The 23,964-nt window shown below is 59.2% G+C and carries 24 protein-coding genes and 1 tRNA gene; 19 read left to right on the top strand and 6 right to left on the bottom strand.

Translation table 11 applies throughout. The features are described from left to right. Positions 1 to 175: 175 nt before the first annotated feature. Both REA38_RS06080 and REA38_RS06075 read left to right on the top strand, forming a co-directional pair. On the top strand, positions 176 to 466 hold the full coding sequence (locus REA38_RS06080; protein WP_015378635.1) for a hypothetical protein: 291 nt from the start codon (positions 176 to 178) through the stop codon (positions 464 to 466). A gap of 213 nt (positions 467 to 679) precedes the next feature. Further along, the gene (locus REA38_RS06075) at positions 680 to 982 is read left to right on the top strand and encodes a hypothetical protein (RefSeq protein ID WP_103829968.1); all 303 of its coding nucleotides are present in this window, start codon (positions 680 to 682) and stop codon (positions 980 to 982) included. Positions 983 to 993: 11 nt separating this feature from the next. Here the strand turns inward: REA38_RS06075 and dsdC are convergent, their stop codons facing one another. From dsdC to REA38_RS06060, 3 genes are all read right to left on the bottom strand, one after another. Further along, the gene (gene dsdC / locus REA38_RS06070) at positions 994 to 1,923 is read right to left on the bottom strand and encodes a DNA-binding transcriptional regulator DsdC (protein ID WP_039564894.1); all 930 of its coding nucleotides are present in this window, start codon (positions 1,921 to 1,923) and stop codon (positions 994 to 996) included. Between the two features lie 469 nt (positions 1,924 to 2,392). Then, a complete protein-coding gene (locus REA38_RS06065; RefSeq protein ID WP_033648096.1) occupies positions 2,393 to 2,644 on the bottom strand; it encodes a CsbD family protein in 252 nt (83 codons plus the stop codon). Between the two features lie 134 nt (positions 2,645 to 2,778). Next, positions 2,779 to 4,275, bottom strand: a complete 1,497-nt coding sequence (locus REA38_RS06060; RefSeq protein ID WP_033653717.1) for a helix-turn-helix transcriptional regulator — start codon at positions 4,273 to 4,275, stop codon at positions 2,779 to 2,781. Positions 4,276 to 4,502: 227 nt separating this feature from the next. Between REA38_RS06060 and REA38_RS06055 the strand changes: the two genes are divergently transcribed. The 4 genes from REA38_RS06055 (at position 4,503) to REA38_RS06040 (ending at position 8,496) form a co-directional block, all read left to right on the top strand. After that, entirely contained in the window at positions 4,503 to 5,474 is a 972-nt protein-coding gene (locus REA38_RS06055) for a hypothetical protein (protein ID WP_161726356.1), read from the top strand. A 1-nt stretch (position 5,475) separates the two neighbouring features. Beyond that, a complete protein-coding gene (locus REA38_RS06050) occupies positions 5,476 to 5,697 on the top strand; it encodes a hypothetical protein (RefSeq protein WP_004936288.1) in 222 nt (73 codons plus the stop codon). Positions 5,698 to 6,400: 703 nt separating this feature from the next. Continuing rightward, a complete protein-coding gene (locus tag REA38_RS06045) occupies positions 6,401 to 7,201 on the top strand; it encodes a helix-turn-helix domain-containing protein (protein ID WP_033635401.1) in 801 nt (266 codons plus the stop codon). A 20-nt stretch (positions 7,202 to 7,221) separates the two neighbouring features. After that, a complete protein-coding gene (locus REA38_RS06040; protein WP_308885347.1) occupies positions 7,222 to 8,496 on the top strand; it encodes a lactonase family protein in 1,275 nt (424 codons plus the stop codon). Between the two features lie 94 nt (positions 8,497 to 8,590). Here the strand turns inward: REA38_RS06040 and REA38_RS06035 are convergent. Further along, positions 8,591 to 8,665, bottom strand: a tRNA-Arg gene (locus REA38_RS06035). 129 nt (positions 8,666 to 8,794) lie between these two features. Beyond that, a complete protein-coding gene (locus REA38_RS06030) occupies positions 8,795 to 9,721 on the bottom strand; it encodes a formate/nitrite transporter family protein (protein WP_033648092.1) in 927 nt (308 codons plus the stop codon). A gap of 220 nt (positions 9,722 to 9,941) precedes the next feature. Here REA38_RS06030 and ccmA point away from each other — a divergent pair, with 220 nt between their 5' ends. The 10 genes from ccmA to mlaA all read left to right on the top strand — a co-directional run bounded on the left by ccmA (position 9,942) and on the right by mlaA (position 17,794). Continuing rightward, positions 9,942 to 10,574, top strand: a complete 633-nt coding sequence (gene ccmA, locus REA38_RS06025) for a cytochrome c biogenesis heme-transporting ATPase CcmA (protein ID WP_033653721.1) — start codon at positions 9,942 to 9,944, stop codon at positions 10,572 to 10,574. Then, positions 10,574 to 11,233, top strand: a complete 660-nt coding sequence (gene ccmB, locus REA38_RS06020) for a heme exporter protein CcmB (protein WP_025303731.1) — start codon at positions 10,574 to 10,576, stop codon at positions 11,231 to 11,233. Before ccmA ends, ccmB begins: the two co-directional genes overlap by 1 nt. A 119-nt stretch (positions 11,234 to 11,352) precedes the next feature. After that, entirely contained in the window at positions 11,353 to 12,090 is a 738-nt protein-coding gene (locus REA38_RS06015; RefSeq protein WP_308885344.1) for a heme ABC transporter permease, read from the top strand. Further along, positions 12,087 to 12,323: a heme exporter protein CcmD gene (ccmD, locus tag REA38_RS06010; protein WP_004936267.1), complete on the top strand. Its 237-nt coding sequence runs from the start codon at positions 12,087 to 12,089 to the stop codon at positions 12,321 to 12,323. Before REA38_RS06015 ends, ccmD begins: the two co-directional genes overlap by 4 nt. Then, complete coding sequence (gene ccmE, locus REA38_RS06005; protein ID WP_004936264.1) at positions 12,320 to 12,814, top strand: cytochrome c maturation protein CcmE; 495 nt, start codon at positions 12,320 to 12,322, stop codon at positions 12,812 to 12,814. Before ccmD ends, ccmE begins: the two co-directional genes overlap by 4 nt. Further along, positions 12,811 to 14,781 carry a heme lyase CcmF/NrfE family subunit gene (locus REA38_RS06000; RefSeq protein ID WP_308885342.1) on the top strand — a complete coding sequence of 657 codons (1,971 nt, stop codon included), beginning with the start codon at positions 12,811 to 12,813 and terminating at the stop codon, positions 14,779 to 14,781. Before ccmE ends, REA38_RS06000 begins: the two co-directional genes overlap by 4 nt. Next, the gene (locus tag REA38_RS05995; RefSeq protein WP_308885340.1) at positions 14,778 to 15,329 is read left to right on the top strand and encodes a DsbE family thiol:disulfide interchange protein; all 552 of its coding nucleotides are present in this window, start codon (positions 14,778 to 14,780) and stop codon (positions 15,327 to 15,329) included. Before REA38_RS06000 ends, REA38_RS05995 begins: the two co-directional genes overlap by 4 nt. Next, positions 15,326 to 15,793 carry a cytochrome c-type biogenesis protein CcmH gene (locus REA38_RS05990; protein ID WP_308885339.1) on the top strand — a complete coding sequence of 156 codons (468 nt, stop codon included), beginning with the start codon at positions 15,326 to 15,328 and terminating at the stop codon, positions 15,791 to 15,793. The genes REA38_RS05995 and REA38_RS05990 overlap by 4 nt, the downstream gene beginning before the upstream one ends. Continuing rightward, positions 15,793 to 17,007, top strand: coding sequence for a c-type cytochrome biogenesis protein CcmI (gene ccmI / locus REA38_RS05985; RefSeq protein WP_308885338.1), 1,215 nt, complete (start codon positions 15,793 to 15,795; stop codon positions 17,005 to 17,007). Before REA38_RS05990 ends, ccmI begins: the two co-directional genes overlap by 1 nt. 28 nt (positions 17,008 to 17,035) lie before the next feature. Next, complete coding sequence (gene mlaA / locus REA38_RS05980) at positions 17,036 to 17,794, top strand: phospholipid-binding lipoprotein MlaA (RefSeq protein ID WP_033635394.1); 759 nt, start codon at positions 17,036 to 17,038, stop codon at positions 17,792 to 17,794. 116 nt (positions 17,795 to 17,910) lie between these two features. Here mlaA and fadL read toward each other — a convergent pair whose 3' ends face one another. After that, positions 17,911 to 19,233 carry a long-chain fatty acid transporter FadL gene (fadL, locus tag REA38_RS05975; RefSeq protein WP_033648086.1) on the bottom strand — a complete coding sequence of 441 codons (1,323 nt, stop codon included), beginning with the start codon at positions 19,231 to 19,233 and terminating at the stop codon, positions 17,911 to 17,913. A gap of 405 nt (positions 19,234 to 19,638) precedes the next feature. On the opposite strand from fadL, the gene REA38_RS05970 reads away from it, so the two are divergent. The 3 genes from REA38_RS05970 (at position 19,639) to fadJ (ending at position 23,607) form a co-directional block, all read left to right on the top strand. Beyond that, positions 19,639 to 19,935: a YfcZ/YiiS family protein gene (locus tag REA38_RS05970; RefSeq protein WP_072145088.1), complete on the top strand. Its 297-nt coding sequence runs from the start codon at positions 19,639 to 19,641 to the stop codon at positions 19,933 to 19,935. 196 nt (positions 19,936 to 20,131) lie between these two features. After that, a complete protein-coding gene (gene fadI, locus REA38_RS05965; RefSeq protein WP_308885335.1) occupies positions 20,132 to 21,442 on the top strand; it encodes an acetyl-CoA C-acyltransferase FadI in 1,311 nt (436 codons plus the stop codon). Continuing rightward, the gene (fadJ, locus tag REA38_RS05960; RefSeq protein WP_308885372.1) at positions 21,442 to 23,607 is read left to right on the top strand and encodes a fatty acid oxidation complex subunit alpha FadJ; all 2,166 of its coding nucleotides are present in this window, start codon (positions 21,442 to 21,444) and stop codon (positions 23,605 to 23,607) included. The genes fadI and fadJ overlap by 1 nt, the downstream gene beginning before the upstream one ends. The last annotated feature ends 357 nt before the right edge of the window (positions 23,608 to 23,964 follow it).

Raw genomic sequence — 23,964 nt, 5'->3', positions numbered from 1 at the left:
GATTCGGATGAATTCATCTAACGCCAAGGTTTATATTTTTCATTTGTCAGTCACCGGCGCCAGCCTGTAATTTCAGCCGTGCAAGAGAGAATTAATTCGAGCCTTTCGCCGGCGTATTAACGTCAGCCTTTGTCTGCGTAATCGGCCGGCATGAATAAGCGATTGGGAGGTCGCCATGAGAAACCTGTTAATGTTGTTAGTGGGGCTGTTTTCACTGCCGGCGATGGCGGCGGAGTCGCACGTTTGCCATTCTCAAGCTTATGATTATGCAGAGGTTAGCAAGCTCAGGTTGTCTGACGACACCCTGTTTTCCTGCCGCGGCGTGGGGCGCCTGACGATCCCCGAATTAGCACGCAAAGGATGGAAGGTGATTCATTTGGCGCAGCAAACCGAATATACCGACTCCGTCGACAGCGATGGTGAGGTGATTAAGCTTTATCAGGAAATCGTGGTGTACAAAGAATAACGCGACGGTAGCCTGTTATTATTCTCGCGGCGGCGAGAACCCTATTATGAATGCGAGAATCGGAATCGACGGCTGGGCTGCCGCCGCGGCCAGCGCTTCACCTGAGATCGCGCCACGCTGTGCGCCTGTTTGCTGATCGCGCTGGTGTTAAGCGTGGTGAGTTGTTCTTATCTTATTTATTTTTACCGAAGGGTGGCACCAAAAATATAAATTATGGATGTTGATGTACAGAACTACCAAATAAGCTGCGAAAGCCAATTCATTATTCAGCTGCAAATATCCCGCTATGCCTGGGGCGTGCCGCTGATTACGCTCGGCGATAACGGTGATTTTACCGTGATACGAAGCCGAGGCTGGTCGAGGTTGGCTAATGGGATGCAATTGGAGGTTTATTATTTTGCCAATAACTCCCTGCTGGCCTGGGATAAAAACCGCAAATATATCTCTTATTCAAAGGCCGGCCGGCTCTATGCCTGCGCGCTGAATTTTTCTTATTCCCCTAAAATAACGCGCTAGCCCTCCGGCCATCAGACCAGAGGGGCGATTTTCATGATCCACTGCTTAAACGCGAGGATTTTCGGCCACTGCCGCTCGGAGATGGTCGAGGTAAAATAGCAGTGCTCGCAGGGCACGGTCATGTCGGTGAACGGAATGATCAGCTCGCCGCTTTTGATCCAGTCCTGCACCAGATTGAGCCGCCCCATGGCGACGCCAAGGTGCCGCGTGGCGGCCAGCACCGCGAGATCGGAACGGTCGAACTCCATGCTTTTGCTGTCGGTATCCAGCCCCAGCGCAAAGTGTTGCGACCAGGTTTGCCACTCGTCTTCGCCGGAGTTGTAGCGATCGTGCAGCAGCGTGCAGTGGGCCAAATTTTCCGGCGCATCGTACAGGCTATGTGCGGCGGCGTACTGCGGCGTACAGATCGGCACCATCGATTCCTGCATAAAGGCCTCGTCCAGATGCCGCCCCGAGGGCAGTTTGCCGAAGTACATCGCCAAGTCCACGCCGCGGTTGGCCAGGTTGATGATCTCTTGCCCGGTCAGAATGTTGAGGTGAATGGTGGGGTGCTGGGCGATAAAGTCGCCGATGCGCGGCAGCAGCAGGCATTGCACCAGAGACGGATGCGAGTAGAGGGTCAATGTCCCCGTCAGCTCGCGATTCTTGATGTCCAGAATTTCCTGATTCAGCGTGTTGAAGGAGCTGTCCAGCGCCCATTGCATGCGCTCGCCCTCCGGCGTCAGGGTAATTCTGCGATGAAAGCGTTGGAATAGCAGAAAACCCAACTCCTTTTCGAGCAAATTAATGCGGTGGCTTACGGCGCTGGGGGTGATCGACAATTCTTGCGCCGCCAGCGCAAAAGATAAATGACGGGCGACGCATTCGAAAGTATGCAGCCGGGAAAATTGATAGCTGGTCAGCGGGGTGGCCCGCTGTGAATGTTTTTTAGTGGGGAACATGCTATTTCTCCGTGCGCGCAATACAGCGATCTTAACATTTAATGGAGAGGAGGATAAACCCAGGTTGACGAATGGAGTCGAATTTTAACCTGATGGTTTTAATGATGTTGAGGGTAAGCCGATTTATTGCACCAAGACCGTAAATAACCGCCGAGGGGTTTGGGTTGAGAAGACGATAAAAATCAGGAATACGCGAGGAAAATAAAATGGCTGTCGTTAAGCAGTGAGTAAAGGCGGCGTGCGACGGTATGAAAAAGAATGCCGTCTATTCCATGAGGGATATCGCCGTTTCGCCATAATAACCCGATGCCGCTGAATAGCCGTTAATCATCATTGTCGGCGTAACGGATGAATAAATCGAAAAGGCCATATGCTCGCACGGCATTGCCCGTTGGCCGATAGCACCGCGCCCGGTTGTCGTTAACCGGGCGCGGCGTTCAGGGAAAAGCGGTTTGCTCGCCGGCGCGTATCAACGGCGGCGCAGCAGCAGGCCGGTCAACAGGCCAGCGCCGGCAATGAGGGCTAATGCGGCGAGGGGGTTTTTCTTCATCATGCTGCCGGCGCAGCTCAGGGCGTCGCCGTATTTTTCTTGCAGCGCGCCCGCTGCATAGCGCGTGGCGCCTTCGGCCTGCAAACGTGGGTTTCCGGTGACGTCGCCCGCCATTTCCTGCGCCTTGCCCGCCACTTTTTCCATCATGCCATTGGCTTTTTCGCTGTTCATTGTGATGCGCTCCTAAGGTTCGATCCGTTAGGCTTCCGCACAGGGCGAAAGCCTGCATTTGCACCTCCATGTTATGCACTTCACTTTGAGCCTATAAGGGGCGTTTGCATCGGTGCGGATAGTGCATTTGCAGGCTACTTTCCGTTCCTGGCGGCCAGCCCGCCGGTAAACAGCCCGCGTTCTCTGGCCCAGACGATGGCTTCGCTGCGGCTGTGCACGCCAAGTTTGGAATAGACCGTCGCGACATGGTTGCGAATGGTGTTGAGCGCCAGATTGAGACGCGCCGCGATTTTCTTGTCCGGCAGCCCCTCGCAAATCAATTCCAGCACATCGCGCTCGCGCGGCGTGAGATCGCTGGCGGTCAATCCGGCCTGGTCGGGCCGGTTGATGCTTTTCACGTTGGCCAGTTTTTCAATCAGGGTTTGGCTGAACCAGGAGGCGTCCTGCATCACTTCTTCGATGGCGCTGACCAGCTCCAGCTCCGAGCGTTTGCGTTCGGTAATGTCCATGAGCACCAGCAGGTAGCAGGGCGCATTGTGGATGCTGACGGCATCCGCCGAGGCCACGCAGTCGATCGACTCGCTCCCTTTCTTGCGCACCCGGATGTCCAGCCCTTCGACGTTGCCGCTTTTTTCCAGCGCGGCAAACAAACGGCGGTTCGCCTCGGGATCGTCAATAAACGGGATCTCATCGATCGTCTTGCCGATCAAGGCTTCGGCGTCGTACTCGGTGGTGCGGGTAAAGGCTTCGTTGACGTCCAGCACGCGCCGCTCGTGCGCGGTACACAGCAACGTCGGCACCGGGCTCAGGCGAAATGCCTTGGCGAACCGCTCTTCACTTTCCCGCAGCGCCGATTCCGCCTGGCGCCGGGGTTCGAGATCGGTAAAAGTGAACAGCATGCAGTCGTCTTCATTGATGTCCAGCGGTTGGCCGGCAACCACCACCAGCTTGCTTCCGCCACCGGGCAGTTTCAGTTCGGCCTCCATTTGCGGAATGGTGGCGCCTTCCCCCAGGCGCTGTATCGCCAGATCTTTGTGCTCCGCCTGTTCCAAAACGTCGAGTTCATAAACCGAACGGCCCATGACCTGTTCACGCTGGTAACCGGTCATATCGAGGAACCCCTGATTGACCTTGACGTAGCGCAGGTCGCTTAGCCGACAAATGACCGCCGGCGCCGGATTGGCGTTGAAGGTTTTTTCAAAGCGCTGTTCGGCGCTGGCCCACTCCGTCGCGTCGCTCAGGATCAGCGCCAGCAGCTCCGGTTGCCCCTGCGCATCGGTGATAATCAGGCTCCGCAGGCGGTGCACCCAGAAGCTGTCCGGATCGTCGGCCTGCCGAACCTCCACCACCACATCGGTGAAGGTCTCGCCATCGGCAACCCGGTTCAGCGGATACTGTTCCAAAGCCAGCGGATGATTGTTGCGATAGCGCAGGGCAAAACGCGCCGCGTACTCGCCGGCATTGGCCCCCAGGGCTTTCTGATGACTCACGCCATGCATGGCCAACGCGGCCTCGTTGGCCCAGAGCAGCGTTCGATCGGTATCCGTCAGGATCACGCCGTCGGACAAGCCGGAGATGATTTGCTGCAGGTGGCCGCGGTGGGTTTCGCTGGCCAGGACGGATTGGCTCATGTGTTCTCCGCTAGACAGAAGGGAGCGGCCTCTGACCGGGGCCGCGGGTTACGCTACTCGCTGAGCAGCTTAGTGCATAACGTGCGTATTCGCAGGGTGTGAATGCACTAGTCATTCTGGCGCAAATGAACCGGGACGGCCGACGACGCCGCGCGGCAGACTGCATCTGTCTGCGCGGTTATCCGCCGTGCGTGCAATCACTTGTCCAGAAAATATAAGGAACAACGATGACCACTGTCTATGAATCAAATCGCTTTGCGTTTCAGGTGTCATGGGGCTCGATATTGGCCGGGAGTGCCGTGGCGCTGGTGACTTATCTGATCTTCAGCGTGCTGGGCACGGCTATCGGCGCCCAGGCCGTGGATATGATGCAAAAGGGTAACCCGCTGAGCGGCTTTGGCACCGGCACCGGGATCTGGCTGCTGGTTTCAACGCTGGCGTCGCTGGCCGCAGGCGCGTTCGTCGCCGGCCGCACCGCACCGAACCGCGGCGGCTTGCATGGTCTGCTGAGCTGGGCGATCACCACCTTGCTGACCACCTGGCTGGTGGTTTCATTGGCGAGTGGCGTGGTGGGGCTGGCGGGCAGCGCGGTGGGCAAAGGGCTTTCGCTGGCGGGCAGCGGCCTGGCGGCGGCGGCGCCAAACGTGGGCGAAGGCCTCAAGCAACAGCTGGATAAAAAGGGCATCAGCCTTGACTGGGGAAGCCTGGAAAACCAGTTGAACACCACGCTCAAGCAGACCGGCAAGCCGGAACTGGATCCGGCTCGGTTGGAACAGAAGGCCGATAGGGCGACCGCCGACGGCAAGCAATCGGCCATGGACGCGGCTGCCGATCCGGCGCAGGCCGCCTCCGAGCTCAAGCAGTGGTTCGACCGCGTCAAGCAGTCCGGTGAGCCGACGTTGAGCGCCGCCGACAAGGATGCGCTGGTGAATATCGTTGCGGCGCGCACCGGCAAAAGCCGCGATGAAGCGAGCCAAATCGTCGATAACTATGCTCAGGCTTACCAGCAGGCGGTGCAGAAAGTGGAAAAACTCAAGGCCGAGGCCGAGCAGAAAGCGCGTGAAGCGGCCGACGAAGCGGCCAAACAGCTGTCGCGCGCCGCTTGGGGTTCGCTGTTGATGCTGCTGTTGGGCGCCGCGCTGAGCGCCGGCGTGGGGCGGATTGCCGAATCAACCCGCCGCACTGTCGCGGTAAGTTGAGATGAAAAAAAACCTGTCGTGCATCTCGCTGAATTATCGAAAAGTAGCGGGGGCCTCTGCTCCCGTGCTCGTCATCGATTTTTGCAACGAGAATAACGAGCGCTACACCCTGCGCTACAACCTGCCGCCGGATACCCCGGAACGCACCGAGCGGCGGGTATCTTTGCTGCTGTATCTGTTGCGCAAGCACAGATCCGCAGAGATCGACAACCTGGCTGATTAATCAGGCCGTTAATGAAAGGCCCGGCCTTATAGGCTGGGCTTTTTACTGGGCAATCAGGCTATTCTGGCAACAACGCACGGTGCGAGTCGGCACGAGGCTTTTACGTTGGAGGGCCGGCGGTTCACGGTGGGCAAAGTAGCGCCCCAATTGGCGTGGAGGGTAAAATAGGGCATCGAGCAAGATGTGTTAAAACATCGGTTCTTCTCAGCGCAGGAAAAAGATAAAAGAAGCTCCCTATTATGATCTGTGATTTTCTGGCCCGATGTTCAGAAAATGAGCCTGTCCCTATCTTCTTTTCAAACGCTGCTCATGATTTTATTTATTAGTCTCAATAAGTTTTATCAGTCAGCCTGATTATAAAATGCATTTTAATTTGCAATGATGAAATTCCTATTTGGTCATGCAATTGGGACGCAAAAAAACACTTTAAGATAAAACAATTAACATAAAGTGTGATTTGCCACGGCGGGGCAAATGCATCTTTAATGGATGCACTTTGCGTGGCGCATTTTTTATTCACGTGTTTTTCGCAAGCGTATTTATATAACATGATCATTTTCAGTTATTTATATGATGACTTTTCCCATGCCGTAAAAATGGTGTTGTCAGGGTGATTTTTTTAGGATTAATCTTAATGACTTGATTTGGTTGGTTAACGATTTTAATGAAAAGGACACGATTTTTATAAAAGCAAGGAGCGCGCATGGACTATCGAAAAGATATTCTTTTACAGGTGTTAGAGTATATGGAGAAGAATATTATAGAGGGACTTTCCGTTGAGAAAGTGTCTATTATCTCGGGTTACTCTAAATGGCATTTACAGCGGCTGTTTAAACATTATTTTGGCATTACGTTAGGGACTTATATCAGAAACAGAAAACTGAGCCGATCCGCAATCTTGCTTAAACAACATCAAGGGAACATATTGGATGTCGCCTTGGCATCGGGCTTTGCCTCTCAGCAATGTTACACGCGGGCGTTTAAACGTTTCTTTGGCGAAACGCCCAACAGCTTTAGGAACAGCCGGGGATGGGATTTTTCCACCCAGATCCCACCGTATGGCATTGACAAGAAACCCTATTTTTATCACACGGTCATGCCGGATGATATCGAGCTGTTAAAGCAGTACAAGGCATTGATCTTCCACTCCATAAGGAAATACAGAGATGCCGGTGACATTACGCAGACTAATGAGAAATGGTTAAGCAAGCATGGGAAGGCTTATCGTGCGGAAAACAACAGAGCGGGAAAATGGCATTCAAACGGTAAGGAGCAAGAGGTTTTTCATTCTATCTTCAATTTCTACATACCCAGAGGGAAATATATTGTCATCCCCTTTATGGGTGAGTTGTCTGAGTACATTGATTTTTTTGCAGATATCTATGACGCCTATCTGCCGGCTATCAATGTCAAGGTGAGAGAAAGTTTTTTTATCGAACTATATAGACATGAGCATTTACACAGTCGCGTCGTCAATGTCGATATACTTATTCCTGTAGCGTAGCGTTGAGAAAAGGAAACATCATGAGTATAGAGAAATCCCCCGATTCGATGAATAAGCGTCATTATGCGCGCCGTATGCTACCTTTGACATTGTCTGTGTCTGGCGGAGCGAGCGTGGCCGGTTTAGCCAGGCAGGCCATTCAATTCGCGTTGGCATTAACTCTTTTCATGTTTTCAGGAAATGCGATGGCAAATAATCGGGAGCATCAGCAAATAGCGTTAGTCGGCACCTGGACCCATATTCCGGATGCGCCTGCGGTGCAGAAACCGGCGCACCCCAGTGAAGGCCTCTATCGTCTGGCGGTTAATGGCGACGGCACATTAACGCTGCTCGACGTGATTAAAATGAAAAGCCCGTCATGGATCGTAAAATCTCGCGATGGCCGTTTCGCCTATGTCACCAATGAGGAGAACGCGGGAACGGTCACTGCCTTGGCGATAGACAAAGACGGCGCCGTGCGGGTGCTGAATACGGTGAGCAGCGCGGGCCGGCAGCCGACGCATGCCACCCTCAGCCCGGATGGCAAGTTTCTGTTTGTCGCCAACTACTCCGTCGCCAAAGGCGGCGCGGGGGTGACGGTATTACCGATTGGCGGCGACGGCAAACTGGGGGAACGGGGGCAGCATTTTCCGTTCACGCCCGGCTCCGGCACCGTGCAGGGGCGCCAGGAAGGGGGCCATGCGCACTCCACCACCTTCAGCCGCGATGGCCAATACCTGTACGCGGCGGATCTCGGCGGGGACAAGCTGCGCGCCTACCGCTATCGCTCGGACAACGCGCAGCCTTTGCAGGCGGATGCTTCGCGCGATGTCGCCTTCGCACCCGGCGCCGGCCCACGGCACATGGCGTTCTCGCCAGAAGGGGAATACGCCTACGTCATCACTGAAATGGCGAGTGAAATCGAGGTGTTTGCCGTCAGCGACCATCGATTGACGCGGCAAGGGAAGGTGAAACTGCACGGCGGGCAGGATTCAGCGGAGGCGAAAAGCGGTGGGGCAATAATCCTCAGCCCGAGCGGCAGATATCTTATTGCCACCAATCGCGGTGCCGATAACCACCTGCTGGTATTAAAAATTGGCGAGGATGGGCTGCCGGGCGCACCAACGCGCTATGAGGCCGGCGGCATTGAACCGCGTGCGCTCGCTTTCGATGCCGGCGGTAACCATCTCTATGTGACGAATGTGTTTACCAATACCGTTATGTTGTTCGATTTCGATGATGAGAAGGGCGAGTTGCAGGCCAGAGGGCAGGCAACGACGGTTTCTACTCCGACGGATATTAAGTTTTTTAATTAATGCCAATCATAACGCTCGGGGGAAATCGAATCTGAACGGGGGAAAAGGGCGGATTGCGCGTGCAGATGACGGGGAATGGCTGGATGAGAAAGAATGGCGTCCCCGACTGGAATCGAACCAGTAACTAGCCCTTAGGAGGGGCTTGTTATATCCGTTTAACTACGGGGACGCTGCGGGCCGGCAACCGAAGCTGCCGGGGCATTATACCTTTTTTTACCCGCAGAATAAGCGCTTAGCGGCGCGTTTGCTCAATACCTCGCCAGTTCATGCCGAAATTTCCTCGGCTAACCGACGGCGATCACGGTTTTTCCCCGCCGTGGCGCCGTTTTTCCTCTTGCAGGCGCGCCGCCCGATTTTTGGCGCTCAAATCGTTGCGGATCTGCGCGTGGCTTATCAGCGCAAAGATAAAGGTGCCGCCGATGATGTTGCCCGCCAGCGTCGGCAGGGCGAACGGGTAAATGAATTCTTGCCATTCAATCGCGCCGTTGAACGCCAGATAGAGGATCTCGACCGAACCGACCACGATATGGGTCAGATCGCAAATCGCCACCAGGTAGGTCATCAGCACGATCACCCAGATTTTCGCCGCGCCGGCGGCCGGGAACATCCACACCATGGTGGCGATGATCCAGCCGGCCAGGATGCCGTTGGCGAACATTTCTCCCGGCGTATGGCGCATCACCTCTTCGCCCAGGCTGATGAAGGCGCCGCGCGTCTCGGCGTCGAACAGCGGCATATGGGTAAACGCCAGCGCCGCCAGCCCGGTGCCGATCAGGTTGCCGAGCAGCACCACGCCCCACAGGCGCAGCAGGATCAGCAGGTTGCGCGGCGTGGGTTTATGCATGATTGGCAATACCGCCGTGACGGTATTTTCGGTAAACAGCTGCTGGCGCGCCATGATGACAATGATGAAACCGAAGGTGTAGCCGAGGTTCTCGATGAAAAAGCGGCTGGGATCGTCCGGCAGGCGGGCGTGGAAAATGCCCTTTGCCGCCAGCGAGGCGCCCATCGACAGCCCGGCGGCGATCGCCGACCACAGCAATGCCAGCCAGTCGCGCTCCAGCTCTTTTTCGCCTTCCATCCGGATCTGTTCATGCACCGCCGCCGCGCGCGACGGCAGATTTTCTTCCCTGACTTCGATTTCGCGCTTGCCCTGTTCCTGTTCTTTGCTCTCTACCTGCATCGTCTCATCCGGCTCGTGCTCCTGGCGTCGCTGTTCGTTCATGCTGTCGCTCCTGCTTCATAAGGGTGAGTTCACGTCATTAAGCGTAGTTAAATGCGGCGAAATACAGAAAAAGGTAACAAGAGTTAAAATCCGCCGATTTTTTCCACGCATTATTGATCCTGCTCGCCATATTGGCCCGTCGGCGCGCCCGCCGCGGGCTGCGTGCGGGGAAAGGCTTATGCTATGATTCGCTATCCCAAAGAAAAATATGAGTTCCCCGATGCTGGAAGCCAAAAGTCTGAGTTGCGTGCGCGATGAGCGCATCCTGTTTAGCGAGCTAAGCTTTTCAGTTCAGCCGGGCGATATCATTCAGGTAGAAGGGCCGAACGGCGCGGGCAAGACCAGTTTACTGCGCATTCTCGCCGGCCTGGCGCGGCCGGACGGCGGCGAGGTGTGCTGGCGCGGGCGCAACACGCTGCGCGATCGCGCGAATTACCAGCAAGATTTGCTGTTTATCGGCCATCAGCCCGGCATCAAAGCCGTATTGACGCCCTTCGAAAATCTGCAGTTTTATCAGGCGGTGCGCGGCGCGGCCGAGCATCAGGCCATCTGGCGCGCGCTGGAGCAGGTGGGGCTGGTGGGTTACGAAGATCTGCCGGTGGCGCAGCTTTCCGCCGGGCAGCAGCGGCGCGTGGCGCTGGCGCGGCTGTGGCTCAGCGCGGCGCCGCTGTGGATCCTCGATGAACCGCTGACGGCGATCGACAAACAGGGCGTGGCCGAGTTGATTAGCCTTTTTGAACAACATGCGCAGCGGGGCGGCATGGTATTGTTGACCACCCATCAGGATTTGGCCGGCGTCGGCCAAACGGTGGGCAAAGTTCGTTTGGCGGAACACGACGCGGGGAGTTTGTGATGTTTTTGACCCTGGTGCGCCGCGAACTGAAGATCGCCTGCCGTAAAGGCTCGGAGATCGTCAACCCGCTGTGGTTTTTCCTGATAGTGATCACGCTGTTCCCGTTGGGGATTGGCCCGGAGCCGCAGCTGCTGGCGCGCATTGCGCCGGGCATCGTGTGGGTGGCGGCGCTGCTGGCTTCGCTGCTGTCGCTGGAGCGGCTGTTTCGCGATGATTTCCTCGATGGCTCGCTGGAGCAGCTGTTGCTGCTGCCGACGCCGCTGCCGATGACGGTGCTGGGCAAAGTGTGTGCTCACTGGGTCGTGACGGGTCTGCCGCTGCTGATCCTGTCGCCGCTGGTGGCGCTGCTGCTGTCGCTCGATATGCAGACCTGGCTGGCGGTGGCGGGGACGCTGCTGCTCGGCACGCCGACGCTGAGCCTGATCGGCGCTATCGGCGTGGGGTTGACGGTCGGCCTGCGCAAAGGGGGGGTGCTGCTCAGCCTGCTGGTGCTGCCGCTGTATATTCCGGTGCTGATCTTCGCCACCGGGGCGATCGACGCCGCTTCGATGGGCATGCCGATCGACGGTTACCTGGCGATACTCGGCGCGATGCTGGCGGGCAGCGTGACATTGGCGCCATTTGCCACCGCGGCGGCGCTGCGGGTGAGCGTACACTAGCTAACGTATTGAATGAACAGACGGGCAAGGCCGACAAGAGCGTACCCCGCAGAAGATTTTCGCCGTTTCGAACCCTCGGGGCGGCCGACGCATAAAAATTACCGTGAGCACTGACGACAATGTGGAAATGGTTACATCAACTGGCGCGGCCTGAACGGCTGTATCACGTCTGCGGCCGCTTTATCCCCTGGCTGGGGCTGGCGGCGGCGGCCTGCCTGCTGCTTGGCTGGGCATGGGGCTTTGGTTTCGCGCCGAAGGATTATCAGCAGGGCGACAGCTTCCGCATCATTTATATTCACGTGCCGGCGGCCATGTGGTCGATGGGCATCTACGCCTCGATGGCGGTGGCGGCGTTTATCGGCCTGGTGTGGCAGATGAAAATGTCCGATACCGTGGTGGCGGCGATGGCGCCGATCGGCGCGGTGTTCACCTTTATCGCGCTGGTGACCGGCTCCGCCTGGGGCAAGCCGATGTGGGGCACCTGGTGGGTGTGGGATGCGCGTCTGACCTCCGAGCTGGTGCTGCTGTTCCTCTATATGGGCGTCATCGCGCTGTATAACTCTTTCGAAGACCGCCGCCTGGCGGGCCGCGCCGCCGGGATTCTGGTGCTGGTGGGCGTGGTGAATATCCCGATCATCCATTTCTCGGTCGAATGGTGGAATACGCTGCATCAGGGCTCGACCAACATGCAGCAGTCCATCGCGCCCAGTATGCGCACCCCGCTGCGCTGGGCGATCCTCGGCTACCTGCTGCTGTTCGTCACGCTGACGCTGATGCGCCTGCGCAATCTGATCCTGTTCCAGGAACGCCAGCGCCCGTGGGTCGCCGGGCTGGTGAATAAGGAGCGTCAGTCATGAATGCCGCATTCGATTCCTGGTCGGCGTTTTTCGCCATGGGCGGTTACGCCTTCTATGTCTGGCTGGCGGTCGCCGCCACGCTGATTTCGCTATTGGGGCTGGTGGCGCACACCGTCTGGCAACGGCGCCAGCTGCTCGCCGAGATCGGCCGCCGTCAGGCGCGCGAGCGGCGCATTCGCCATGCGCAACAATCAAAACAAAAATCCGCCGCACCGCGGGAGAAATCATTGTGAATCCACGTCGTAAAAGCCGCCTTTATCTGGCGATCGTTGTGCTGATCGGCATCGCGCTGACCGCGACCCTGATGCTGTACGCGCTGCGCTCCAATATCGATCTGTTCTATACCCCGGGTGAAATTTTGCAGGGCAAGGGCGAGAATCATGAGAAGCCCGAGGTCGGCCAGCGGCTGCGCATCGGCGGCATGGTGATGCCGGGCTCGGTGAAACGCGATCCCAATACGCTGCAGGTCAGCTTCAAGATTTACGACGCGCGCGGCGCGATCGGCGTGACCTACACCGGCATTCTGCCGGACCTGTTCCGCGAAGGGCAGGGCGTGGTGGCGCAGGGCGTGCTGGGTGAGGGCAACGTGGTCAATGCGCGCGAAGTGCTGGCCAAACACGACGAGAAATACACCCCGCCGGAAGTGGCCGACGCGATGAAAGAGAACCACAAAGGCCCGGCGGAAGCGTATAACGCGCCGCAGGCGGAGGGCGCCAAGTCATGATGCCGGAACTGGGCAGTTTTCTGCTGTGCCTGGCGCTGGCGATCGCGCTGCTGCTGAGCATTTACCCGCAGTGGGGCGCGGCGCGGCAGGACAGCCGCATGATGGCGGTGGCCCGGCCGCTGACCTACGGCATGTTCGCCGCGATTGCGCTGGCGTTCCTGTGCCTGGTGCACGCCTTCGTGGTCAACGATTTTACCGTCGCCTATGTGGCCACCAACTCCAATACCCGGCTGCCGGTGTATTACCGCATCGCCGCCACCTGGGGGGCGCATGAAGGTTCGCTGCTGCTGTGGGTGCTGCTGCTGAGCTGCTGGTCGCTGGCGGTGGCGTTGTGCAGCCGGGCGATGCCGCAGGATGCGGTGGCGCGGGTGCTGTCGGTGATGGGGATGATCACCGCCGGTTTCCTGCTGTTCATCATCATGACCTCCAATCCGTTCACCCGCACGCTGCCGAACTTCCCGATCGACGGCAGCGATCTCAACCCGCTGCTGCAGGATATCGGCCTGATCTTCCACCCGCCGCTGCTGTATATGGGCTATGTCGGCTTCTCGGTCGCCTTCGCCTTCGCCATCGCCTCGCTGATGGCCGGCCGGCTCGACACCGCCTGGGCGCGCTGGTCACGCCCGTGGACCACCGCCGCCTGGGTGTTTCTCACGCTGGGCATCGTGCTCGGATCGGCCTGGGCCTACTATGAGCTGGGCTGGGGCGGCTGGTGGTTCTGGGATCCGGTGGAAAACGCCTCCTTTATGCCGTGGTTGGCCGGCACTGCGCTGATGCATTCGCTGGCGGTGACCGAAAAACGCGGCACGTTCAAAGCCTGGACGGTGCTGCTGGCGATCACTGCCTTTTCGCTGTGCCTGCTGGGCACCTTCCTGGTGCGCTCCGGCGTGCTGGTCTCGGTGCACTCCTTCGCCTCCGATCCGGCGCGCGGTATGTTTATCCTCGCCTATCTGGTGATCGTGATCGGCGGTTCGTTGCTGCTGTACGCGGTCAAGGGCGGCCAGGTGCGCAGCCGGGTGCAGCACGACACCTTCTCGCGCGAGACCTTCCTGCTGGGCAACAACGTGCTGCTGATCGCCGCCATGCTGGTGGTGCTGTTGGGCACGCTGCTGCCGCTGGTGCACAAACAGCTGGGGCTGGGCAGCATTTCGATCGGCGAGCCGTTCTTCAACACCATGTTCACCTGGCTGATGGCGCCGTTGGCGCTGCTGTTGGGCATCGGCCCGCTGGTGCGCTGGCGCCGCGATGAGCCGAGCAAGCTGTGGCGCCGCCTCGGCGTGGCGCTGTTGGCGACGCTGGCGCTGTCGATTCTGCTGCCGTGGCTGCTGCAGGACAGTATCGCCGGCATGACGGTGGTGGGCCTGATCATGGCGCTGTGGGTGATCATCCTGACGCTGATGGAACTGCATGAGCGTGCCACCCACCGTCACGGTTTCTGGCGCGGCCTGCGGCAGCTGTCCCGCAGCCACTGGGGCATGGTGCTCGGCCACCTCGGCGTGGCGGTGACGGTGATCGGCATCGCCTTCAGCCAGAACTACAGCGTGGAGCGCGACGTGCGGATGAAGGCCGGCGACAGCGTGGATATCCACAACTATCACTTCGTGTTCCGCGACGTGCACGACATTCGCGGCCCGAACTACAGCGGCGGCGTCGGCATCATCGACGTCACGCGCAACGGCAAGCCGGAGGCGACGCTGCGCGCGGAGAAACGCTACTACAGCGTGGCGCGCAGCATGATGACCGAGGCGGCGATCGACGGCGGTTTCAGCCGCGATCTGTATGCGGCGCTGGGCGAAGAGCTGGAGGACGGTTCCTGGGCGGTGCGCCTGTATTACAAACCCTTTGTGCGCTGGATCTGGTTCGGCGGCGTCTTTATGGCGATCGGCGGCCTGCTGTGCATCCTCGACCCGCGTTACCGCATGAGCAAAAAACTCAAGCGCGAAGGCAAGCTGGAGGCGCAATCATGAAGCGCAAGCTGCTGTTTATCCCGTTGGTACTCTTCCTGCTGCTGGTGGCGGCGCTGATGGTGCAGCTGACGCGCAACGCCGGCGGCGAAGATCCGACCATGCTGGAATCGGCGCTGATCGGCAAACCGGTGCCGACCTTCAGGCTGGAATCGCTGGATCAGCCCGGCAAAACCTACGATCAGGCGGTGCTGCGCGACGGCAAGCCGATATTGCTCAACGTCTGGGCCACCTGGTGCCCGACCTGCCGCGCGGAACACCAGTATCTCAACACGCTGGCGGCGCGCGGCGTGCGGGTGGTCGGCCTGAACTATAAAGACGATCGCGCCAAGGCGGTGACCTGGCTGAATTCCCTCGGCAATCCCTATACCCTCAGCCTGTACGACGGCGACGGCATGCTGGGGTTGGATCTCGGGGTCTACGGCGCGCCGGAGACCTTTCTCATCGACGGCCAGGGGATTATTCGCTATCGCCACGCCGGCGATATGAACGAGCGCGTCTGGCAGCAGGAAGTGCTGCCGCTGTATAAAAAGTACGGAGGTGAGGCATGAGGCTGATTGTCCTGCTGTGCGCCGCGCTGCTGAGCTGGAGCGCCGCCGCGGCGATCGATACCTATCGCTTCAACTCCGTCGAGCAGGAGCAGCAGTATCGCGAGTTGACCGAACAGCTGCGCTGCCCGAAATGTCAAAACAACAGCATTGCCGATTCCAACGCCATCATCGCCGCCGACATGCGCATCAAGGTGTACGAGCTGATGATGCAGGGGCAAAGCAAGCAGCAGATCATTGATTACATGGTGGCGCGCTACGGCAATTTCGTCACCTATGAACCGCCGGTGACGCCGGCGACGCTGATCTTGTGGATCGGCCCGCTGCTGTTCGTGCTGATCGGCGGGGCGGTGGTGATCCTGCGCGCTCGGCGCCGGCCCGACGCGGCGGTGGACGATGTATTCTCCGAACGGGAACGGCAGCGCCTGGCGGCGCTGTTGCAAGAGACTGACAGGAAGAAACCCTAATGGCTTTTTGGCTGATTATTTGCGTGTTGCTGGCCGGCGCCGCCGCGTTGCTGGTGGTGCCGGCAATGCGCCACGGCAAGCAGAGCGCCGCCACGCGCGATGCGTTGAACAAGGCTTTTTATCAGGATCGTCTCAGCGAGCTGGAGCAGGACGAGCAGCAGGGCGTGGTGGCCGAGCGCCCGGAGCTGGTGAAAGAGCTGCAACAGAACCTGTTGAACGACATCCCGGCCGAGCAAGCGGCGCAGGCGAAACCGATCAATCCTTGGGCGCTGGTGCCGGGCGTGCTGTTATTGCTGGCGGTGACCGTTGGCTTTTATCTGAAAACCGGCGGATTGGCGCAGGTGCTGGACTGGCGTCTGGTGCAGGCGCAAATGCCGGAATTGCGCGAGCGCGTTGCCAATGAGCGCGCCAAACCGCTGAGCATGGAAGAGATCGCCCGCCTCGGGCTGGGGCTGCGCACCGCGCTGCAGCAGGACGATCGCAACATCAACGACTGGATGATGCTGGGGCGCGTCGGCATGGCGTTGAACAACGCCACCACCGCCACGCAGGCGTTTGCCCATGCTTATCAATTGGATCCGAATAGTCTGGAAGTGCGGCTCGGCTATGCCGAGGTCTTGACGCGCTCCAACGATCCGGAGGATAACAAGCAGGCGACGCAGCTGCTGCGGCGCATGATCGCGGAAAACCACGGCGATCCGCGGGTGCTGAGCCTGTTGGCGTTCAATGCCTTCGAACAGGGCGATTTCAAGCAGGCGATCGGTGCCTGGCAGGTGATGCTGGAGCTGCTGCCGGCCAACGATCCGCGCGCGGAAGTGATAAAGCGCAGCATTGCACAAGCAAAAGCCCAGGCAGGCGGAGAAAATGTTAAACTGAATGTGACCGTTTCGCTGTCACCGCAGGCGGCGAAAGCCTTGCCGGCGCAGGGGACGCTGGTCATTTCGGTCACTGACGGCGTCAGCCCGGTGCCGGTGGCGGTAAAACAATTGCCGCTGAGCCGTTTTCCGCTGTCTTTCTCACTGGATGACGGCAACGCCATGATGCCCGAGCGTCTGCTCTCGGCGCAGCATCAGGTGCAGGTGCGTGTGCGCCTCTCACAGGACGGATTGGCCACGCCGCAGCCGGGGGACTGGTTCGGCGAAAGCTCGCTGCAGACATTCAGCGGTAAAGAGCAGGTTAGCGTTCAGATAAACAAGCAGGTCACTGAAAAATAAGACCGAACGTGTTTTTATGGAGAAAAATATGAACTTTCGCCTGACTGGGGTGGCATTCGCAACGGTATTACTGGTGGGCTGTGCCAGCGCGCCAGACAACGATCCGCAAGGGCGTTCCGATCCTCTGGAAGGATTCAACCGGACGATGTTCGACTTCAACTACAACGTCCTGGATCCCTATATCCTGCGTCCGGTCGCGGTGGCCTGGCGTGACTACGTGCCGATGCCGGCGCGTAACGGCATCAGCAACTTCACCTCCAACCTGGAAGAGCCGGCCAGCATGGTCAACGCCTTCCTCAAGGGCGACCCTTACCGCGGGATGATTCACTTCAACCGCTTCTTCCTGAACACCCTGCTCGGGATGGGCGGCCTGATCGACGTGGCCGGCATGGCCAACCCGAAACTGGCGCGCGAAGAGCCGAACCGCTTCGGCAGCACGTTGGGGCATTACGATGTGGGTTACGGCCCGTACGTGATGCTGCCGGGCTACGGCAGCTTCACCCTGCGTGAAGACGGCGGCGACTTTGCGGATACGCTGTATCCGATGCTGAGCTACCTCACCTTCTGGATGTCGGCGGGCAAATGGGTGGTCGAGGGGATCGAAACCCGCGCCCAGCTGCTGGATTCCGACGGCCTGCTGCGCAACTCCTCCGATCCTTACATCATGGTGCGCGAAGCTTACTTCCAGCGCCACGACTTCATCGCCAACGGCGGCTCGCTCAAGCCGGAAGAGAACCCGAACGCCAAGGCGATTCAGGGCGAACTGGACGAGATCGACTCGCAGTAATCACGGGCGTCACGCCAATGAAAACCCGCCGGCAGGCGGGTTTTTTATGCCGGCGGCACGCGGCAGGCAAAGAAAAAGCGCCCCGCGGGGCGCTTTGGCATCCATCTCAGGCGAGATTAGAAGCGGTAGTTGAAGTTGGCGCCATACAGCCAGGCTTTACCTTCAGAGTTGAAGGTGTAAGGGCCTTCTTTGATGGTGACTTTCTGGCCGTGCATGTAGGAAACGCCGACGTCGACCGACGCGTCTTTGTTGAACGCATAGGTGGTACCGGCACTCAGCCAGAAGCGATCCTGATCCGGAATGGAAATCGAACGGTTCTGTGCTGGCACTGGGCTGTCATCGAAGGCGATACCGGTACGGAAGGTCCAGTTGTCGTCGTAGAAGTAGGTGGTACCCAGCGCGATGCGGTAAGCGTCTTTGAAGCCTTCATGCTTCTCGAACAGCGTTTGGCCGTTGTTGCCGGTGGCTCTCAGCTCCTGGAACTGGCTCCAGCTGGTGTAGGCCAGGCTGTAGTGAATGGCCCACTGCGGCGCCACTTTGTTGTAACCGGACAGCTCCCACATTTCCGGCAGGTGCAGGCTCAGAGAACCCGGAATGGTGTTGCCGTTGGTGCCCCACGGAAGACCTTGAGAGGCCAGCAGCGGGTTGAAGGCTGAAGGCAGGCTGCTCTTGTAGTCGCCGTCGAAGTCGATTTTCACTTCAGAGCGGTAGGTGAGGCCATAACGGTTGTTTTCATCCACTTCGTACAGAATACCGGCGTTCCAACCGAAGCCCCATTCGTCGCCTTTCAGGTGCGAAATCTGGGTATCTGCCGGGATCTGCGAAACAGGGCCGGCTAGCTGCGGCGGTAATTGGCCGGAACCGGCGATGAGCTTCGGCAGTTCACCGGCGTAACGTTCCAGTTTGGCTTTGGCGTACACCGCATCGAAGCCCAGACCGAAGCTGAAGTGTTGATTCAGACGGTATGCGCCGCTGAGGTTCAGGTTGAGGGTGGTCAGATCGGTCTTGCCGCCGTAAGCGCCGGCGGTATAGCCGTCGTTGAATTCTGTCGCCAGACCGTAGTTGCTGGTGACCGAGCCGCCTACGGCGAACTGATCGTTAATCGGGTGAACATAATGCAGGTTCGGCACCCAGGCGGTCGGCGCGATGTTTTTCGAATCCAAACTGGCGCCGGAAGGGGATTGACCGGTAATGTCAACGTCCGGGTCGATGAAGACCGCGCCGAAAGAAAGTTCCGGGCGGGTATACATCATCAGCAAAGCCGGGTTGCGGCTTGCCGAGGCCGCCGTATCCGCCATGGCGCCTTCGCCAGAATACGAACGTCCTAAACCAGCTGATGAGAACTCATTCAGCTGGAATCCTGCGGCAGACACGTTTGAAGAGATAATTGCCACTGCAGCTGCGAGAGCTGATTTAGTCAATAGGTTTTTCTGGCTCATGACCAAAACCTCATTATGTGTTTATTATTTAAACTATTGTTACACGAGGTAACAAGGAGCGCGGGATTGTAGGGTCCGTTATCGTTCAGACAAATCAGACCAGTGGCTGAAGTATAGGTCTGACCTGTGAAAATGTTGCAAGTTTGTTTTTGAAATATTTCCAACCTGATATCAAAAAAGAGATCTGCTTAACAAAACGCCAGCGGTAAATAACAAAATTCTTACCATTCCTTAGCAGGCGCTCATTTTTATTTGTGATTTCCATCACTTAAAACACCCATTAAAAGTAAGTGCTAGTGATTGCCGGCGTGGAAGCGTAAAATACCTGCAGAATTTTGTAGCTTTGTGCCGGTGAGTAAAACGGCAATTTGGGCTGATAACCGAGGCCTTTGAGGAGAACCAATCATGTCAGATGCAATTAATAAATGCAGCGCCCAGGAAACCGCCGCGTGTTGCTGTGTGGATGTCGGCACCGTGATGGATAACACCGATTGCACCGCGTCCTACAGCCAGGTGTTCAGCAATCAACAAGATGCGGAGGCGATGCTGGCCGCCCTGAGCGAAAAGGCGCGCGCGGTAGAATCCGACCCTTGTGACATCAGCAGTAGCATTAAACCGGTTGACGGCGGCGTGCAGTTGGAGGCCGATTTTACCTTCGCCTGCCAAGCGGAAACCCTGATCTTCCAGCTCGGCCTGCGTTAATCCCCGTTTTACCCCGGCGCCGCCTGCCGCGTGCCGGGGATTGCCTTTCCCCACACCGCCCCCGATAGAAAGTGCGCCTGCTCGCAGTTTTGATCTCTGCCGATTTGCCAAATGTAACCGTTTGGTTAACAATGACCTCATCAGGTCAGACCTCTTTCTGCCCATTGCGCTGACGTTATTTTCTTCAGGAGCATTTATGAGTAAGGCACTGCCGTTGGTGACCCGTCATGGTGACCGCATTGCGATTGTGAATGGACTGCGTACCCCCTTTGCCAAACAGGCGACTGCCTATCACGGCATTCCGGCGGTGGATTTAGGGAAAACGGCGGTGAGCGAGCTGTTGGCGCGCAGCAGCATCGATCCGCAGCTTATCGAACAACTGGTGTTCGGCCAGGTGGTGCAAATGCCCGAGGCGCCGAACATCGCGCGTGAAATCGTGCTCGGCACCGGCATGAGCGTCCATACCGACGCCTACAGCGTGTCGCGCGCCTGCGCCACCAGCTTCCAGGCGATCGCCAACGTGGCGGAGAGCATCATGGCCGGCAGCATCAGCGTTGGCATCGCCGGCGGGGCGGATTCTTCTTCCGTCTTGCCGATCGGCGTCAGCAAGGCGCTGGCGCGCACGCTGGTGGACGTCAACAAGGCGCGCACGCTGTCGCAGCGCCTCAAACTGTTCAGCCGGCTGAAATTCCGCGATCTGATGCCGGTGCCGCCGGCGGTGGCGGAGTATTCCACCGGCCTGCGCATGGGCGATACCGCCGAGCAGATGGCGAAGAGCCACGGCATCACCCGCGAGGCGCAGGATGCGCTGGCGCACCGTTCCCACGAGCTGGCGGCCAAGGCCTGGTGGGAAGGGTGGCTGCGCGACGAGGTGATGACCGCCTATGTGCCGCCTTACCGCGCGCAGCTTTCTGAAGACAACAACATCCGTAAAGATTCCAGCCTGGCTTCCTACGCCAAGCTGAAGCCGGCGTTCGATCGCAAGCATGGCAGCGTCACCGCGGCCAACAGCACGCCGCTGACCGACGGCGCGGCGGCGGTGCTGATGATGAGCGAATCGCGCGCCAAAGAGCTGGGGCTGCAGCCGCTGGGCTATTTGCGCAGCTTCGCCTTCGCCGCCATCGACGTGTGGGAAGACATGCTGCTGGGGCCTTCCTACGCTACGCCGCTGGCGCTGGATCGCGCCGGCATCGGTCTGGCCGATCTGACGCTCATCGACATGCATGAAGCCTTCGCTGCGCAAACGCTGGCCAACCTGAAGATGTTCGCCAGCGAAGAGTTCGCCCGTGAGAAGCTTGGCCGCAGCCAGGCGATCGGCGAGGTGGACATGGACAAATTCAACGTCTTGGGCGGTTCCATCGCCTATGGCCACCCGTTCGCCGCCACCGGCGCGCGCATGATCACCCAGACGCTGCATGAGCTGAAACGCCGCGGCGGCGGGCTGGGCCTGACCACCGCCTGCGCCGCCGGCGGGTTAGGGGCCGCGATGATCGTGGAGGTGGAATGATGAGCTTCGAAAACGCATTGCATGAACAGCGCGCCAAACCGTCGGCCTTTCAGCTGACGATTCGCCCCGACAACATCGGCGTGATCACCATCGACGTGCCGGGCGACAAGGTGAACACGCTCAAGGCCGAGTTCGTCGAACAGGTCAACGACGTGCTGATCCGGGCGCAGCAGCATACTGCGCTGGAAGGGCTGGTGATCGTTTCCGGCAAGCCGGACTCGTTTATCGCCGGCGCCGACATCACTATGATTGCCGCCTGCACCAGCGCCAAAGAGGCGGAAACGCTGGCCAGGAAAGGGCAGAGCACGCTGGCGCAGATCGCCGCGTTCCCGGTGCCGGTAGTGGCGGCCATTCACGGCGCCTGCCTGGGCGGTGGCCTGGAGCTGGCGCTGGCCTGCCACGGCCGCGTCTGTTCGCTGGATGACAAAACCGCGCTCGGGCTGCCGGAAGTGCAGCTGGGCCTGCTGCCAGGCTCCGGCGGCACGCAGCGCCTGCCGCGCCTGATCGGCGCCGCCAAGGCGCTGGACATGATCCTGGCCGGCAAGCACATTCGCGCCCGCCAGGCGCTGCGCATGGGGTTGGTGGACGACGCCGTGCCGCAGTCGATTCTGTTGCAGACCGCCATCGAGCGGGTGAAGCAGGGCTGGAAGCATCAGCGCGAGCTGCCGTGGCAGGATCGCCTGCTCAACGGCCCGCTGGGCAGAAGTCTGCTGTTCAGCATCGTGCGCAAGAAAACGTTGGCGAAAACCCACGGCAACTACCCGGCGGCGGAGCGCATCATTCAGGTGGTGCGCACCGGGCTGGATCACGGCAGCGCCAGCGGCTATGAGGCCGAAGCGCGCGCCTTTGGCGAGCTGGCGATGACGCCGCAGTCGGCGGCGCTGCGCAGCCTGTTCTTCGCTTCCACCGCGCTGAAAAAGGAGCGGGGCGGCAATGCCCAGCCGCACGCCCTGCATCGCGTCGGCATTCTCGGCGGCGGCCTGATGGGCGGCGGCATCGCCTGCGTCACCGCCACCCGCGGCGGATTGCCGGTTCGCATCAAAGACATCAATGAAACCGGTATCAACCATGCGCTGAAATACAGCTGGGACGTGCTCGGCAAGCGGGTGCGCCGCAGGCGCATGCGCCCGGCGGAACGGCAAAAGCAGATGATGCTGATCTCCGGCTCTACCGATTACACTGGCTTTGAACAGGTGGATATCGTGGTCGAGGCGGTGTTCGAAGATCTGGCGCTGAAGCAGCAGATGGTGGCCGAGGTAGAAGCCAACTGCGCGCCGCATACCGTGTTCGCCTCCAATACTTCCTCGCTGCCTATCGGCCGCATCGCCGAACAGGCCGAGCGGCCGCAGCAGGTGATCGGCCTGCACTACTTCAGCCCGGTGGACAAGATGCCGCTGGTGGAAGTGATCCCGCACGCCGGCACCAGCGAAGAGACCATCGCCACCACCGTGGCGTTGGCGCACAAGCAGGGCAAGACCGCCATCGTGGTGGGCGACAGCGCCGGTTTTTATGTCAACCGCATCTTGGCGCCGTACATCAACGAAGCGGCGCGCTGCCTGCTGGAAGGCGAGCCGATTGAGTCGCTGGACAAGGCGCTGGTGGACTTCGGTTTCCCGGTCGGCCCGATCACCCTGCTGGACGAAGTGGGCATCGACGTCGGCACCAAAATCATTCCCGTGCTGGTCGAGGCGCTGGGGCCCCGCTTCGCCGCGCCTGCCGCGTTCGATGCGGTGCTGAAAGACGGGCGCAAAGGGCGCAAGAACGGCCGCGGTTTCTATCTCTACCCGAGCGAAGGGCAGCAGCGGCAGCGGCGCAAACGTGCGGATACCTCATTGTATACGCTGCTCGGCGTCACGCCGAAGGCGCACATGCTGCCGGCGAGCGTCGCTCAGCGCTGCGTGATGATGATGCTGAACGAAGCGGCACGCTGCCTGGACGAAGGCGTGATCCGCAGCGCGCGCGATGGCGACATCGGCGCGGTGTTCGGCATCGGCTTCCCGCCGTTCCTCGGCGGCCCGTTCCGCTATATGGACGAGCTTGGCGCCGAGAAAGTGGTGAAGACGCTGGACTACCTGCGTCAGCAGCACGGCGAGCATTTCGCCCCGTGCGAACGCCTGCAGCGCATGGCGCAGCAGGGCGAGCGCTTTTACCCGCTGGGGAGCTGAACGCAGGGCGGCCCGATTTGCACTATAGTTGCAACAGGGCCGCGTTGTGATCGCCATCACTCCTTGCAACAGCGTCAGCCGGTGAGGCTGTACAGCGAGGCTGCGGCAGCGGTAAGTTAGCTTGACCGCCATCAATAAATTTCATGGCGGAAAGGTTAAAATTTAACCCGTTGAATTGATTGTTCTGTGAGCAATCGAGGTTTGCCCGGGGAGAATTGCTGTAAAAAACAGCGTTTTCTTTAGGCAAACTTTCAGGCAAAATGCCCGGCCGCCATAAAGAGACGGCGCGTTATCGTTTTAAAGCTTTGGCTTTGGGTTGTAAAACTCGGCGGTACAGCACGCACGGCGTTTCTGTAT

This window comes from Serratia sp. MF1(2023) (assembly GCF_030954545.1).
GTDB classification, from domain to species: Bacteria; Pseudomonadota; Gammaproteobacteria; order Enterobacterales; family Enterobacteriaceae; genus Serratia; species Serratia sarumanii.
The sequence above is the reverse complement of the archived record's forward strand: the minus strand, read 5'-3'. Positions and strand labels throughout refer to the sequence as shown.